This is a genomic window from Psychrobacter sp. TB15, assembly GCF_000511655.1.
Classification (GTDB): domain Bacteria; phylum Pseudomonadota; class Gammaproteobacteria; order Pseudomonadales; family Moraxellaceae; genus Psychrobacter; species Psychrobacter submarinus.
On sequence record NZ_AYXN01000042.1, the window covers coordinates 211,966 to 227,297 of the forward strand.

Here is a 15,332-nt window from a genome sequence, read left to right on the forward strand (position 1 = left end):
ATTCCTTTAGCGTAGTTATGTTGTAAGCAACTCATATTTACGAGATATTTAAGAATTAAAATATTTATTAGCTTTCCAAAGCTCAGCTACTTAAGCTTATCTATTGATATACAACAACTTTAAAAAGCATTTATTTATTAGGCTTTAGTCAAAATTTTTCCAATAATTTTTAAGCGTTTTAAACGACATAGTATGCTTTGTTTTAATCGATGCCGAATAACTACTAAGTCGCTCCGAATCGTCTATATTTGCTGACTCAATTGCCATATCTATTGCGCTTTCTAACGTCGGGCTATTGAAGGTATTTATTTGATAGTCTTGCTTAAATGTTAAATCATTTAAAGAGTTAGTTATGGTAATAACTTTGCCAACTTTGGCTAAATGCATGATTAGGTTAGGTTTGAACTGATTAAAAGCTTTCTCTACCGCCTCTGCATCACAAATGTCAATCTGTTGAAATGTATATCTTGGATTTTGATCAATCTCTTTGAGAGATTCTAAATTACCCGCGTAGGTTAATTTATCAATATTTAAGACTTCGTCGTCCGTATTATGGATAATATGGCGGATAACAGCAGAGCCGATAAAGCCTGCGCCACCTGTAACTAATATTTTCATGATTAAACCTTTATATATGCCCTATTATAGGAAGCTAAGAATGCTCTGCCATCTCTCTAAATTTAGGGTTGTTATCTACAAGCTGTTGGTAGGTGCCCTGGTCAACGACTTTACCTTTTTCCATTAGATAGATGGTGTCGCACTTCTGAACTGTTTTTAGACGATGGGCAATCATAATAATAGTTTTTTGGCCACTAAAATCATGAATAGCATCCATGATTATTTTCTCAGTGATACCATCAAGCGCACTGGTCGCTTCATCAAATATTAAAACATCTGCTTGATTATAAAGGGCTCGAGCAATACCAATGCGCTGGCGCTGACCGCCAGAAAGTTGTACTCCACGCTCACCCACTCTGGTATGAAGTCCTTTAGGTAACTCTTCAACCAGTTCAGTTAAATGTGCCAGCTCAATAGCCTTCAGCACTTGACTATAATCAATTTCATTAGCGGATATCCCAAAAGCAATATTTTCAGCAATACTACCTTCACTCAAAAAGATACTTTGGGGCACAAAACCTAAGTTATTTCGCCAGCCCCTTATATTATCTTCAGTGATAAGCGTGTCATCAATATAAATGTGACCAGATTGAGGAGGCAGTAGACCCAGAATGATATCGATTAAAGTAGATTTACCTGAGCCGGAAGAGCCCACGATGCCTATCACATGATTAATAGGAATAAAGATACTGACATTATTGAGAGCGTAATTCTCTTTGTTGGGATAAGCAAAAGTAATATTATCAAGTTTAATTTGCTGCTCAAACTTTAGTTTTGGAGATACTGTTTTTTCATTGAGCTCATTCTTAGTTATTTTCGATTGCTGTAAATCCTCTTTAACAGCTTCAAAGGCTGCTGAGTTCCCTTTAATCTGCGTAATACTAGAGTAAATTTGCTGTAAAGCAGGCAGTAGTTTAAAACAAGCTAATGCATAAATAGCTAATACCGGAAGCACCTGCCCTAAATTTCCATCGTAACTTTTTATTAAGACGAGTACTAAGCTAATCATAGCTCCAAAAGCCAGCAGCTCAACAAAAAATCTTGGCACTAGGCTAATCGTATTATTCGTTCCCTGCGCGCGAGCTTGCAACCCACCTTCCTCTGTGAACCTATCTATGAAGTCATACTTACGGTCTAATAGCAATACATCCTTAATACCACCAAAGCCTTCATTCATTAATCTAAATCTTTGCGTAGAAACTTCTGATAGTCTACGCCCATTAAGTATAAGGGACTTACGCACGAGCTTGTACATAATCATATAGGCTAAAACAAAGGCAAATATACCTGCTAGAGCAATAATAGGGTTGTAGATAAAGATACTTACTGAGATAAATAAGGCCAATACTAACTTAGCATTAAGACTCATCAAAGGCTGAATAATACCTCCACTGATTCTATTAGCTTCAGTAGATACTTGCTTGGTAAGCTGGGCGCTACTACCACTGGCGTGAAATAGCCAAGACTGCTGCATATAGTAAGAATATAGGCGGTCTGCAAGTTCTGTACCCACGCTTGCCCCATACACCGCTAAACGCCAAGTAGTGAGCATAGACACTATAGTAGATATTGTAAGCATTAAAAGCACTAGACAACCGGCAGCAAATACAAAGTCAACAGGGCTATTTATCCCCGAAAACTGATATAGCTTAGAATAAATACCTTCCTGTTGTAGCAAACTCGTATCACCTACTAATGCCATAAAGGGAGCAATAGAAGCAATCCCTAGTAGCTCTGTAAAGGCCATAAGAATGACTAGAAACTGTAATATGTAAAAATGCTTACGTTGCTTCTCAGAAAGTAAAGAAAATAGCTCTTTTATGACGCTTAACATATAATTTCATCTACAGTTTATTTTGAAGTGAGTGAACATACCAAGGCATCGCTTTCTCAATACCTTGAATAATATCAAACTGTGGCGCATAGCCTAGTGCACCTTGTATCTTACTAATATCAGCCTGACTATGACGCACGTCTCCTTCACGGAAATCTCGATAGACTGGTTCTTGAGTATAGCTAACTCCGTTAGCACTTAAATGTTCTTTCAGTGCTGAAAACAGTGTATTAAGGGTAGTACGACCACCAACTGCCACGTTATATACTTGGTTCTTGGCTTCTTCGGTAGCAGTCGCTGCCAAAATATTAGCTTGTACTGCATTTTCAATAAAGTTAAAGTCGCGACTGGTATCGCCATCACCATTAATATAGACTGCATCACCTGCGATCATAGCAGCCGTCCACTTTGGTATTACCGCTGCGTAGGCACCATCTGGTGTTTGGCGTTTACCAAAGATATTGAAATAACGCAGACCAATGGTCTTAAAGCCATAAGTACGTGAGAATACATCTGCATATAGCTCATTGACATATTTAGTTACCGCATAGGGTGATAACGGATTGCCAATAGCATTCTCGACTTTTGGTAACGCAGGATGATCGCCATACGTTGAGCTACTCGCCGCATAGGTAAAGCTAGCTACCTGAGCATCACGAGCTGCTACGAGCATATTTAAGTAGCCTGAGATATTGGTATCATTGGTATTGATAGGGTCAGCGATAGAGCGTGGCACCGAACCTAGGGCTGCTTGATGCAGTACGTAGTCCACGCCTGTACATGCTGTCTGACAGTCATTTAAATTACGAATATCACCTTCTATAAAGGTAAAGCTCTGCCACTGATCTTTGCTGACCAAACCCTGTACTTCATCTAAATTATGCTGAAAACCCGTCGCAAAATTATCTAAACCGACTACTTTTTGATTTAGTAATAGTAAAGTTTCAAGTAAATTAGAACCAATGAACCCCGCTACCCCAGTAATTAACCATGTCTTTGGCTCGTTAATTAGCGACTCTTTAATTTTTTCATATGCAGTTAACGTCATAACCATTACTTTCCGTATTTTTTATAAATTTATAGGCGGATATCAGTGTCTTCTTTAGTGAAAACATACTTTAAATCGTAAAGCACGTGTTCATTCTTTCCAAACGCTCTAATCTGCTCGATACCTAGATCGACGAACTCATTATGCGCGACGGCTAAGATAATACCATCATAGTTATTTACAGTAGGTTTGCTGATAGGCGTAATATTATACTCACGCTCAGCTTCTGCTTTATCTACCCAAGGGTCATAAACGTCAACTTCAATATTATATTCTTCTAACTCATGGACAATATCTATAACCTTAGTATTACGCACATCAGGACAGTTTTCTTTGAAACTCAGCCCTAAGACCAATACCTTGGCACCTTCAACTTGAATACGCTTTTTAATCATGGTTTTGACCAACTGCGTGACCACATACTCACCCATGCTGTCATTCAAGCGACGACCGGCCAATATAATTTCTGGATTATAACCAATCGCTTGCGCTTTATGAGTCAAGTAATAAGGATCTACACCGATGCAGTGACCACCGACGAGACCTGGACGGAAAGGTAAGAAGTTCCACTTGGTGCCAGCTGCTTCTAAGACCGCTTGAGTATCGATACCCATTTTATTAAAGATAACGGCTAACTCATTAATTAAGGCAATATTGACATCTCTTTGGGTGTTTTCGATCACCTTTGCCGCTTCTGCTACTTTGATGCTTGATGCCTTATGTGTACCAGCGGTAATAATCAAGTTATAAACACTATCGATGAAGTCTGCGACTTCAGGTGTAGAACCTGCAGTTACCTTCAAAATATTAGTAACTCTATGCTCCTTATCTCCTGGGTTGATACGCTCAGGACTATATCCTGCATAAAAGTCCTGATTAAAGATAAGTCCAGAAACATGCTCCAATACTGGAATACATACTTCTTCAGTTGCGCCAGGGTACACAGTAGACTCATAAACGACAATATCGTCTTTTTTAAGTAGACTACCGATAGCTTCTGATGCTTTGATCAAAGGGGTCAGATCCGGCTGCTTATAATCGTCGATAGGCGTAGGTACAGTCACTATAAAGAAATTGCATTCTTGGAGATCCGCTATTTCTGAACTGAAACTCAAATGTGTTGCTTGAGATAACTCTTCATTATTTATTTCTAAAGTATGATCTGTACCTGATATTAGTTCAGCTATACGATCAGTATTAATATCAAAGCCGACAACTGAGTGATGCTTACCAAATTCAACTGCCAATGGTAGCCCTACATATCCAAGACCGATGACCGCAATTTTCGAATTTTTAATATTGTGCATAAGTTTTCTCTGTATAGTATCTATCAATCGATATTACTAATTAGTATAACCATCAGGGTTTTGAGATTGCCATCGCCAAGTATCTTTCATCATGTCCTCAATAGACCTTTGGGCAAACCAATTTAGTTGTTGATGAGCTTTAGTCGCATCAGCATAACAACTAGCAATGTCACCAGCTCTTTTCTCTACAATTTGATAGGGGATGTTAGTGTTACTGGCTTTTTCAAATGCTTTCACCATATCTAAAACAGAATGGCCGCTACCAGTTCCTAGATTCCATACATGGTATCCTAGATTGTTAACTATATAATCTAATGCTCTTAAGTGCCCTTCAACCAAGTCCATAACATGTATATAATCGCGTATACCTGTCCCATCATGGGTAGCATAATCATTACCATAAACAGAGAGTTTATCTCTTTTACCAACTGCAACCTGAGCGATATAGGGCAAAAGATTATTGGGAGTGCCATTAGGGTCTTCACCTATCATGCCACTCTCATGTGCGCCAACTGGATTGAAATACCTCAACGTAGCTACTGCCCAAGTAGGATCAGACTCTACTACCTGCATTAGCATTTGCTCTACCGCCATTTTTGTATAGCCGTAAGGGTTCGTAGGCATATACATAGGGCATTCTTCAGAAATTGGTAATTCGTCTGGATCGCCATATACGGTAGCAGAAGAGCTGAATACTATTTTCTTTACGTTGTATTTTTGCATAGACCTTAATAGTTGTAGGCTTCCGCTAATATTATTATCAAAATACAACAATGGTTTTTCGGTACTTTCACCTACTGCTTTTAGACCTGCAAAGTGGAGGACAGCGTCGATATTATATTTATCAAAAATACTATTCAGGCATTCACTATCTCTTATATCACCTTCAATAAATATACACTGCTTATTACTTAGAGCTTCGACTCTCTTGATAGACTCGTAACTACTATTTAATAGGTTATCTAAAACAACTACTTTATGATTCGATTCTAGTAATTTCAGTAGCATATGGGAACCTATGTAGCCTGCTCCACCTGTTAATAGAATCATAGAAAGCACCTTATAAAATTTAATTCTGTTTTCGAAGAGTTTTACTAAAATGTTTGATTATGAAACCGATTGATACCCTGCGACAAAATAGCGAAACTCTTGTTTGAGCCAATCAACATCATAGTTCTGCGCTCTTTGCGCAAGCTCGTTCAATGTCTTTTCTATATCCGCCAAAGGAAAGCTAGATTCCATCGCCTGCATGATCAGCGGATGGTCGGTGTCTTCAACATTGTCATCACCGATTATGAGCTCCTCATAGAGCTTCTCTCCTGGGCGTAGTCCAGTATAGGTGATCTCGATATCTCCATAGGGATGGGCTTCGTCTTTTACCTCAAAGCCGCTTAATTGAATCATACGGCGCGCGAGATCAACAATCTTTACTGGTGCGCCCATATCGAGGACAAACACTTCCCCACCTTTTGCCATTGCCCCTGCTTGAATCACTAAGTTTGCCGCTTCAGGGATCGTCATAAAGTAACGTGTGACATCTGGATGGGTCACAGTAATAGGCTTACCCTGCGCGATTTGCTTGGTAAATACCGGCACTACTGAGCCTGACGAGCCTAATACATTACCGAAGCGCACCATACTGATAAGGGTATGATTGTTATTAGGGTTATTTTTCTGGCTCAGTGCTTGACAAACTAATTCCGCTAAACGCTTCGTCGCACCCATAACATTAGTCGGTCTTACTGCTTTATCAGTGGATATCAAGACAAAAGTCTCAACCTTCGCTTCGATAGCGGCGCGAGCACAGTGATACGTGCCCTTGCTGTTATTTATTGCACCTTCAAAAGGGTTATGCTCGACGATAGGCACATGCTTATAAGCAGCGGCGTGATAGACGGTCTGGATTTGATAGCGTTTGAGTACACGTAGTAGATTGGCTTCATTAGTGACATTACCGATCACTGCGATGACTTCGATGCCTTGATAGATGTCTTTGCTAGCGACTCGAGCGATCAGCTCTTGATGGATACTATAGAGCGCAAACTCAGATAGCTCGTAGAGTACCAAAACTTTGGGCTTATTTATGATAATTTGCCGGCACAATTCGCTACCGATAGAGCCACCGGCACCAGTGACCAGTACGCATTTATCAGTGATATTGTGCCGCAATAAGCGCTCATCAGGCTCGACCGTCTGCCGATCTAGTACATCTAAGATATCGACTTTGCGCATACTACTGACAGTGACTTTACCATCGACTATCTCTTCTAGGCTTGGTAGCTCTTTGATTTTAATCGAGATGCCTTCTAGCTTGTCGATGATTTGCCGCTTGCTAGCACGGCTGATAGAAGGAATAGCTAAGAACACTTGAGAGATATCAAGCTTAGATACGACTTTCACTAGCTCATCAGCACCATAGATGCGCTTGCCTAACACATAAGCGCCGGTAAGCTGAACATCATCGTCAACAAAAGCCACGACATTATACTTATGAGAGTTTCTAAGGCCCTCTAGCAGCTCTTTACCTGCCTCACCTGCACCATAAATGATGACATTATCAGAGTCATCATTGAGCTGACGCTGCGGCCGCTGACCTTGCCAACGTGCAAGTAGCTCGCGAATAGTTAAACGACTATTCCAAAGCCAAATAAAGAATAAAAACAAGTATAGAATAGGTACGGCACGCGGCATACCGGGTATCAGATCAAGATAAAGAGCCCCTTGCGCGATGACGATCAGCAATAAGAACAGTTGTAGCACTTTGCCCATCGCTGAATCAAAAAAGCTACGGGCAACACCTTTATAAAAGCCTATAAGGTATAAACCAATCACCGGGATTAATGCATAAAAGCATAGCGCAACTGGGCTGATATGATTGCCCATATAACCATAGCGTGCTGCAATGGCGAAATATAAGCATACCGCTGACATCATAAAGTCAGCCGTCATCAAGATAGCTTGCTTAGCGCTGCGCGGTAGCGCTAGTAGATACTCAGCAACCCGTTGCGACCAACTGGTCGCTTCTTGGTGCTGCTGAGCGCTAGTAGGCTTAGACTCTATCGACATAATGGACAACTATTTTATTTATAGGCTTAGTTAAATATTCACAAAACCATAGTTAGCTATTATTACCATAGGCATAGCTATAGTGATAACTATATTTACTCATTAGGCCTTGTTGTACATCATTAAGGACGATGCCATCGACTTGGATATCGGCCTTATGCATCTGCTTGATCGCATAAGCCACTTGCCCTTCTACCGATTGATCATAGCGCGTGACCATCAGTACTTTATCCGCGTAATGCGACATAATCATCGCGTCTGAAGCAGCTAAGATAGGCGGCGAATCGATAATAATATAATCGTAGTGCTCATTGAGCTCAGTCATCATCTGTTCAAACTTATCACCTGAGAGTAAGGATGATGGGTTCTTAGGATGCTGTCCACGCGGCATAAAGTCGATATTATCTATAGAGGTCGGATGTATAGCCGCTGCTAACTCTCCCTGCTGCGCTAAGTAATCTCCTAAACCATTATCAGGCGTCATATCGAACATTCTATGTAGTTCACCTAAGCGCATATCCGCATCTATGATCAACACCTTTTTATCGAGTTGCGAAAATACTTCAGTTAAGTTAGCAGAGATAAACGATTTACCTACCCCTGGGCTCTCACCGGTGATTAAGATGACTTTAGCACGTTCACCGACTTTGCCGACTACTGGCATACCAAACATTAAGTTCGTTCTTAAACTCTTTATCGCCTCGTAGCTCAGGCTATTGTTATCGGCATGGGCCAACAGACGATTTGGTGACTTCTTATTCTTTCGTAGTCTGGTTAACAGTGGTGAGCGCGGAACAGTCGCAATGACTGGTACACCGGTCTTAGCTTCAAGGCGCTCAGGATCTTTAACCACGTTTCGTAATAAGTTTTTAAGCAGCACTAACATAGTTCCTAGCATGCCACCTAATAATAGCGCTAAGATCATGATTTGTAGCTTTTTAGGGGCGATAGCATCAAAGGTGTTGATAGGCAAGTCAATAATACGCGCAAAGCCTTTTTGACCTGCTTTTGCTATTTGTAGCTGTTGATAGTTCTTAAGTAGATTTAAATAGATCTCTCTATTTATCTCGGTATCTTGTGATAGCTTTAAGAACTCACGCTGCACTTCTGGTAGGCCGGCAATGGTATTATCAATTTTTTGCTTGCGAGCATTCAATACAGCTATTTGCTCATTGATTTGAATAACTAATGGATGCTCGTCAGTGTAATACGTTGTGAGATCTGCTTTTTTTAGCTTAAGCTCACTGAGCTGTGTGTCAATTTGAGAGTTTTCTGCTAATAAAATCTCTGCTTCTTGGCTGACATCGATGGTACCGTACTTAGTTCGAAACTCATTGAATTCTGCCTCAGAGTCTTCTAATTTTTCTCTCAATACCGGAATTTGAGTCTCCATAAACTCAAGCGTTCTAGTGGTATCTTCAGTGCCACGAGACTGGTTTTGACCCACATAAGATAAGACGATCTCTTCAAGGATAAGACTAGTCTGTTGCTGGTTATTACCTGTCATGGACAGTTCAATAATACCAGTCTGTTGACCCTTTTCAACTACCGATAGCGCGCTATTTATCGTATTGGTAGTCTTTTGTAATGATTGCTTAGTCAGGCTAATAGCATGATTATCAGGTAAATCGTTTACCGTAATCTGGATCTGGCCATCCGCCCCTTTGAACTGATGAGGTTGGTTCAGCTGACCTTTAAACTCATCAAGCTCATTGCTAAGCGTAAAACCCGTTTCAGAGCGAGTGAGAGTAAATGGCTGATTTAGATAGCCTTGCGAGACATTAAATTGACTGATATTGGCTTGACCGTCTGTCGTAGTTAGGGACACTCCTTCTGGCGTATGTATAGCAGTATTTGTACGGTCATTGACGATTCTATCTATAGCGCCTACTTCAGGATCAGCCAGACGGATACGCAGATGTAGCGAGTTAATCACGGGCTCTAAGATCATCCGAGAACGGATCAATTCAGCTTCCGCCTGCGCTTTACTATCTTCAGCGCCGATTAGCTCTGAGATATCGCCGCCAAGCGCTGATACCCCTGATGATTTTTCATCGATCTGTATGAGAGCTTCAGATTTATAAGTCGGATTGACATAGCGACTATATAAGATACCAATCAATAGCCCCAGTATGGCAAAAAACAGTATAGTCTTCCAACCACGCAATAACGCTAATAGTAGCGCCATTAGGTCGATTTCATCGTCTTCTTTTTCGACAGCCGTTTTGGCACTATTTTGTGAATCTATAGTCATAACTTTGGGTTCATCATCTTAGATTAGTAGCTCAATATCAGTAACTCGATATCACTTAATTAGGGGTAAGCCGTTAGCTAATTTTATCAGCCCAAGGTTTTAGGCTATCAAAGATATCTTGCCGCGCCTTTTCAAACACAGCAAGATCATGGCGATATGGATCAGCGATGTCTTTGTCAATCCAATGCCCAATACGAAAAGTCTTACCGCGGCAATGCGGCCAACGATCCTCAATCCATTTGCTTTGATTATTAGACATCGTCAGGATCAAATCCGCGCGCTTCACTAGCGTCTCGTCAATCTGCTTGGCAATATGCGCAGACATATCTATGCCGAGCTCTGACATCACTGCCAAAGCGTTAGGATCAGCGCCATTACCGACTACAGCAGAGAGCCCAGCAGAGTCGATTGTCTTATTAGGATACTGCTGCGTAAGAGCCGCCTCAGCGATAGGACTGCGACAAATATTGCCTACGCAAACCACCAAAATATTATCAAATGCCATAATATTTGCCACCTATAAGATTGAAACGCTTCTAATTGCTGATGTAGAAGGAAGCAATGCACTGATCACACGGTTCCAACGCGTCAGGCCAGTTGGATCCACATAGAGAATATCATTAGGCTGCATCTCGAAGCGATTGGCCAGTGCGAGGCTAGTCAGATTTTGCATATCAGCATAATAAATGTTGGTACGCTGATAGTTTGGATTGTCACGGACTACATATACTTTGGCCGCATTAGCAGTAGCAGAGTTCAGACCTTTAGATCTGCCTAAGACTTGCGCTAAGCTCAGTCCTTGCTCCAAGATAGGCACCGGCTCAATTTGACCAAACTCGCCTAAGACATAGACAGTGTTTCGATCTTGGCTATTAACATGAATAGAGTCGCCGTCTTGAATATAGATCTGATTACCCGAAGCGCCTATCTGCCGTAGATCGCTTAGACCGATATTATAATTACGGCCATTACGGTTTAGCACGATACTGTTTGAATCGCCGGTCTCTGTCGCGCCGCCTGCTTTAGAGATCGCACTATATAGTGATACAGGCGCATCATCAATAGCAAACTCGCCAGGCTGTTTGACTTCACCATCGATAAAGAACTTATTACCGCGGTAATTGATAATCTTTACTTGTGGATCGGAGTATTTCAGATAGCGTTGCAGTTGACTTTGCAAGGAGGCGGTAAATTGCGGTACGCTCAATCCTGCGGCCTTAACTCTGCCGACTAACGGAAACTGCACGAAGCCTTGCTGATCTACTGGGTATCCTGCAGATGCCGGGCTATTACCACCTCCAGATGAGGCGATATTCATATCTGGATAACCCACTAAATTAATAGCTAAGATATCACCTTGAGAAATACGATACTGTTTCTTAGTGGAGCTCGCTATCAACTGATAAATGTCATTTGTAGGACGGCTGACTTGCGGAGGCGGCAAGGTCGCTAAGTTGAGCGGCTGAATATTAAACTGTAAACCATTTTCGGCAGTGAAGTCCCCTACTGGCGGCAAATCACCTGCTTGTAAGCCTGAATTGATCGTCGTCGTCGCGCATCCTGCAGACCATAAAGTCATGAGCAATAAGCCCGAGGTGCTTAACAGTTTAAAGGATTGGCGCATAATGAAGACCTTTATAGAGCATGATGACAGATAAAAAGTATAGATAACAACGATATACTACTAATTTAGTAAGGCATTTATACTATAAAAAAAAGCCATAATAACATAATTGGTTAAAATTTCATCTATTGTTATTATTTTTGTTCACTTTTATCTACACTAGTTTGCAGATATTATAGTCGCTGACTACTGCTTTGTCGTTCAAAGTAGCGTAAAATAGCCAATCTAACTTTTTACATTGAGAAATGTACACACTCACCCGATTCAAGGATATATTATGAAAGATGAAAAACTACAAAAAGCACTCGCCCGTATGGGCCTTGGCTCACGCCGGCAGATGGAAGAAGTCATCAAATCTGGGCGCGTCACGGTCAATAATGGCCCTGCGACTATTGGCGATCGCGTCAGCCCAGGTGATGAGATTCGCGTTGATGGTCGTCAGATCAAATACACCAGCGAAAATGAAAAGCGCCGCCGCGTCATTGCTTATTATAAGCCTGAGGGCGAGATTTGTTCCGCTAATGACCCAGAGGGTCGTCCAACTGTGTTTGAGCGCTTGCCAAAACTGACTCATGACCGCTGGGTAATGGTCGGTCGGTTGGATATTAATTCAACTGGACTACTATTATTTACCAATGATGGGGAGCTGGCGCATCGCTTAATGCATCCATCGAATGAAATCACTCGTGAATATGCGGTACGAGTGCTAGGCGAAGTGACGCCTGAGATTGCCCGTACCTTAACCTCTGGCGTGATGCTAGAAGATGGTATGGCGCAGTTTGAAGATATTAAGGAAGGCGGCGGTGAAGGCGTGAATAAATGGTATCACGTCAAGCTTAAAGAAGGACGTAATCGCGAAGTGCGCCGTCTATTTGAGTCGCAGGGTCTAAAAGTCAGCCGCCTATTACGTACGCGCTACGGCTCTATCGATCTACCCAAAGAGCTGCGTACAGGTCGTCATATTGAATTAGACAAAAAAGACATTAACACTTTGACTGATTTAGTTAGCTTGCGCCCGCGTCAGGGTACCGGTCTGCATGGTGCAGCTAAAGAGAAGCAAAAGCGTATTAGAAGTAAACCGCTAAAAGCGCGACGTAGTGACAACCGTAGATCTGAGAGCAATGATAATAACGCTAAGTCTAAGCGTAGTGGCAGCCCTGCTAGTAAAGGTCGTAGCCGTAATAGCAATCGTTAAAACAAATTTATCAAGTTAGGTTAGACAAAATAAAACGGCCATTGATATTTAATATCAATGGCCATTCTTTTTGTAGGTTATGATTTTAGCTCACGTAAGGTGCGCCCTGCGCACCGATTATTGAGAAAAACCTAGCCAATGGTACGTGGAACGCACCTCACAGAAGTTGCAGCATAAGCTAACTTTGGCTATCCATATACTGCTTCATCACCCGTAGATCTTGCAGATGATGGCTTCGCATTTGTTCGAGTAAAGACTCTAATCTTGATTCAATATTATCCAACATTGCTTGCAGTAACTGCCGCGCCTCTACTTGCTTGCTATTTTCGGTTTTATTATTTTGCTTAAACAGATGGTAATAGCTGGCTAGCATCTCCGGCAGTCTTGTGTGTAGTAACTTATGCAGCACAAACTGCTGCTCGGTCATAGTGGCGGTGATTTTTTGCTGCGCTAAGCTCTGCTGATAATCGCTATATACCGCTACCCTATCGTCGATAGCTTGTAGCTGTCGCAGCTGCTGTTGCGTTAAAGTTGCTAAGTGCTTTGGATCCAAAGTAAGCTGACGCCAGCGCATATCTTTAGGTGTTAGCGCTTGATTAGGGTCTTGATAAACCAACACGCCAGGGCTAATCCCAACTGCTTTGTGCAGCGCCTGCCAGCCTTTTTTACCAATGTAAATGACGCCGACAGTAGTCGCAATGCCTACGCCTATCAGTACACTCATGTCATTTAGCCTTCTATTTTCTTACTACTCTTTGCCGCTGCTTTTGCAAACTATGCCTATTAATAAGTTTATATTTAGATCTAAAAACTCGATTAATAAAATTCCAAATTAATAATTAAACTTGCGACTCGCTTTTATCACTTAGCGCTTGCTCATTTATGACTATATTTGGCGCTCTATTAGTATTATTACTAGTAGTAGGAGCATCGAAACGCTGCTGTAAGTAGCGATTGGTCACTAGTAGTTTTTGCCCGTCTTGATGATAAGATGCATCGAGTAAGTCATCGAATTGACGATCTACTGTATTTAGCACCTCTAACAGCGCCTCTTTACCCGTGACACCAGAGTGTTTTATCTTAGTGGTATCGGCGCGCTGACCATCCAAATCGTGGAGACGACGGTAGTCGGCTACCGCTTGCGGGATATGCTTGTCCATCAAGTTTTGAATCATGATATAAGTTTCGGTCACCGTATCCGTATCATCAATTTTGCCATCGTTATTGGTATCGCCGTAGATGACTCGTAGCTTCTCACCTTTTTGATTAATCTTATCAAGTAAGGTTTTGACCTCAGTAGGTAAGCTCTTTTCAGGAATATAACCGAGCTGCGGCATCGCCTTGTACTCAAGCATTTTTGGCGCCGTTACTTTTTTGATACCGCGGTAACCCAGATACAATCCTGCTGCCGGTAGCACACCGTAGAGGATGAACATCACAAACATGGCGGTTACTTGAGTCATGGCGGTATCCTTATAAAAGGTGGAAAAATTATCTGTATTTTGCTTACTATGTTAGTAAATACAGCTTAGCTTTGCGTGCGGCTTTTGACATAGCGATGAGTCGATGCCAAGCGATTGAGCACGGTTTGATGCAGCTCATCAAGGAGCTCATCAAGCTCGTAATCAATCTCCAAAAACAGATCAGTCAACATATCACCTGCCGTCATACTCCCTTGCACCATAGTGTTTCTGGTTCGATGCGGACTAAAGCGCAGTAGTTGCTCATAATGATGCAGCGCTTCTGGGATGCTCTCGGACACCAGTTTATCGATGACGAACTGGCGCTCATTATGCTGCTGTTGCTCTTCATTCAGCTCATCGCTCCAGTCACGGTAGCGTTTGAGCTTGCCATTAATACGATCAAGAATAGCCACCGCCTCGATAGGCATAGCGTTTAGGGTGGCCTCATCAACCACATCGACAAGTTCGGTCATAATCGGGCAGCGTCCATGTTTGAGATACCACAAGGTATCGGGGTCAAAAGGAGGTCGATTGGGCGAGCGCCACTGAGCGCGGTTCGCCAAATAGCGATCGGTCAGCGGCGTTGGCGTACCAATATCATTAACTTGTGCCAATGCAGCACAGATACGCTCAGCGCGTTTAGGCTCAGTAAGCGGCGATAACGCTTCAATATGTTTACGGCTATTGTTAGCACTACTGTCAGCAGCAGTATCATCTTGATTCACGTTACTTGCTGCTTTTTGTACATTTTTGGCAGCCGAAGTCGGCAGGTCATCTTGCTCTTGCCCAAATGACTGTAGCATTCTTGCCAGACTTATTACCATAACTTGCCTTTCCCTAATCGCTCATAATCTACCCGCTCAAAGCGCACTTACGCTATTGCATTCGACTTTTGAATAGCTTATCTTAACAGCTTTTTTGCC

The 15,332-nt window shown here is 42.0% G+C and carries 13 protein-coding genes; 1 reads left to right on the plus strand and 12 read right to left on the minus strand.

Going from position 1 to position 15,332, the window contains the following annotated elements; genetic code table 11:
* Nucleotides 1–144: 144 nt before the first annotated feature.
* The 9 genes from W234_RS14905 to W234_RS0112525 all read right to left on the minus strand — a co-directional run bounded on the left by W234_RS14905 (nucleotide 145) and on the right by W234_RS0112525 (nucleotide 11,751).
* Nucleotides 145–618 (minus strand): NAD-dependent epimerase/dehydratase family protein, encoded by a 474-nt coding sequence (locus tag W234_RS14905; RefSeq protein WP_025647167.1) that lies wholly within the window; start codon nucleotides 616–618, stop codon nucleotides 145–147.
* Nucleotides 619–652: 34 nt separating this feature from the next.
* The gene (locus tag W234_RS0112490; RefSeq protein ID WP_025647168.1) at nucleotides 653–2,452 is read right to left on the minus strand and encodes an ABC transporter ATP-binding protein; all 1,800 of its coding nucleotides are present in this window, start codon (nucleotides 2,450–2,452) and stop codon (nucleotides 653–655) included.
* Between the two features lie 10 nt (nucleotides 2,453–2,462).
* Entirely contained in the window at nucleotides 2,463–3,506 is a 1,044-nt protein-coding gene (locus tag W234_RS0112495) for an NAD-dependent epimerase/dehydratase family protein (protein ID WP_025647169.1), read from the minus strand.
* A gap of 23 nt (nucleotides 3,507–3,529) precedes the next feature.
* Nucleotides 3,530–4,807, minus strand: a complete 1,278-nt coding sequence (tviB, locus tag W234_RS0112500) for a Vi polysaccharide biosynthesis UDP-N-acetylglucosamine C-6 dehydrogenase TviB (protein ID WP_025647170.1) — start codon at nucleotides 4,805–4,807, stop codon at nucleotides 3,530–3,532.
* A 36-nt stretch (nucleotides 4,808–4,843) separates the two neighbouring features.
* Nucleotides 4,844–5,857 carry a UDP-glucose 4-epimerase GalE gene (gene galE, locus W234_RS0112505; protein WP_037059832.1) on the minus strand — a complete coding sequence of 338 codons (1,014 nt, stop codon included), beginning with the start codon at nucleotides 5,855–5,857 and terminating at the stop codon, nucleotides 4,844–4,846.
* A 57-nt stretch (nucleotides 5,858–5,914) separates the two neighbouring features.
* A complete protein-coding gene (locus tag W234_RS0112510; RefSeq protein WP_025647172.1) occupies nucleotides 5,915–7,873 on the minus strand; it encodes a polysaccharide biosynthesis protein in 1,959 nt (652 codons plus the stop codon).
* A 52-nt stretch (nucleotides 7,874–7,925) separates the two neighbouring features.
* Nucleotides 7,926–10,127 carry a polysaccharide biosynthesis tyrosine autokinase gene (locus W234_RS0112515; RefSeq protein WP_025647173.1) on the minus strand — a complete coding sequence of 734 codons (2,202 nt, stop codon included), beginning with the start codon at nucleotides 10,125–10,127 and terminating at the stop codon, nucleotides 7,926–7,928.
* Between the two features lie 73 nt (nucleotides 10,128–10,200).
* Nucleotides 10,201–10,632, minus strand: coding sequence for a low molecular weight protein-tyrosine-phosphatase (locus W234_RS0112520; RefSeq protein WP_025647174.1), 432 nt, complete (start codon nucleotides 10,630–10,632; stop codon nucleotides 10,201–10,203).
* A gap of 12 nt (nucleotides 10,633–10,644) precedes the next feature.
* Complete coding sequence (locus tag W234_RS0112525; RefSeq protein WP_025647175.1) at nucleotides 10,645–11,751, minus strand: polysaccharide biosynthesis/export family protein; 1,107 nt, start codon at nucleotides 11,749–11,751, stop codon at nucleotides 10,645–10,647.
* A 277-nt stretch (nucleotides 11,752–12,028) separates the two neighbouring features.
* Between W234_RS0112525 and rluB the strand changes: the two genes are divergently transcribed.
* Complete coding sequence (gene rluB, locus W234_RS0112530; RefSeq protein WP_025647176.1) at nucleotides 12,029–12,946, plus strand: 23S rRNA pseudouridine(2605) synthase RluB; 918 nt, start codon at nucleotides 12,029–12,031, stop codon at nucleotides 12,944–12,946.
* A gap of 178 nt (nucleotides 12,947–13,124) precedes the next feature.
* Here rluB and W234_RS0112535 read toward each other — a convergent pair whose 3' ends face one another.
* From W234_RS0112535 to W234_RS0112545, 3 genes are all read right to left on the minus strand, one after another.
* Nucleotides 13,125–13,670, minus strand: a complete 546-nt coding sequence (locus W234_RS0112535) for a hypothetical protein (protein WP_025647177.1) — start codon at nucleotides 13,668–13,670, stop codon at nucleotides 13,125–13,127.
* Nucleotides 13,671–13,785: 115 nt separating this feature from the next.
* Nucleotides 13,786–14,409, minus strand: coding sequence for a hypothetical protein (locus W234_RS0112540; protein WP_025647178.1), 624 nt, complete (start codon nucleotides 14,407–14,409; stop codon nucleotides 13,786–13,788).
* Between the two features lie 65 nt (nucleotides 14,410–14,474).
* A complete protein-coding gene (locus W234_RS0112545) occupies nucleotides 14,475–15,233 on the minus strand; it encodes a hypothetical protein (RefSeq protein ID WP_227501947.1) in 759 nt (252 codons plus the stop codon).
* Between the last annotated feature and the right edge of the window lie 99 nt (nucleotides 15,234–15,332).

Coding starts and splice junctions, on each gene's coding strand:
- W234_RS14905 (WP_025647167.1), bottom strand. CDS start 618: ATGAAAATATTAGTTACAGGTGGCGCAGGCTTTATCGGCTCTGCTGTT.
- W234_RS0112490 (WP_025647168.1), bottom strand. CDS start 2,452: ATGTTAAGCGTCATAAAAGAGCTATTTTCTTTACTTTCTGAGAAGCAA.
- W234_RS0112495 (WP_025647169.1), bottom strand. CDS start 3,506: ATGGTTATGACGTTAACTGCATATGAAAAAATTAAAGAGTCGCTAATT.
- tviB (WP_025647170.1), bottom strand. CDS start 4,807: ATGCACAATATTAAAAATTCGAAAATTGCGGTCATCGGTCTTGGATAT.
- galE (WP_037059832.1), bottom strand. CDS start 5,857: ATGATTCTATTAACAGGTGGAGCAGGCTACATAGGTTCCCATATGCTA.
- W234_RS0112510 (WP_025647172.1), bottom strand. CDS start 7,873: ATGTCGATAGAGTCTAAGCCTACTAGCGCTCAGCAGCACCAAGAAGCG.
- W234_RS0112515 (WP_025647173.1), bottom strand. CDS start 10,127: ATGACTATAGATTCACAAAATAGTGCCAAAACGGCTGTCGAAAAAGAA.
- W234_RS0112520 (WP_025647174.1), bottom strand. CDS start 10,632: ATGGCATTTGATAATATTTTGGTGGTTTGCGTAGGCAATATTTGTCGC.
- W234_RS0112525 (WP_025647175.1), bottom strand. CDS start 11,751: ATGCGCCAATCCTTTAAACTGTTAAGCACCTCGGGCTTATTGCTCATG.
- rluB (WP_025647176.1), top strand. CDS start 12,029: ATGAAAGATGAAAAACTACAAAAAGCACTCGCCCGTATGGGCCTTGGC.
- W234_RS0112535 (WP_025647177.1), bottom strand. CDS start 13,670: ATGAGTGTACTGATAGGCGTAGGCATTGCGACTACTGTCGGCGTCATT.
- W234_RS0112540 (WP_025647178.1), bottom strand. CDS start 14,409: ATGACTCAAGTAACCGCCATGTTTGTGATGTTCATCCTCTACGGTGTG.
- W234_RS0112545 (WP_227501947.1), bottom strand. CDS start 15,233: ATGGTAATAAGTCTGGCAAGAATGCTACAGTCATTTGGGCAAGAGCAA.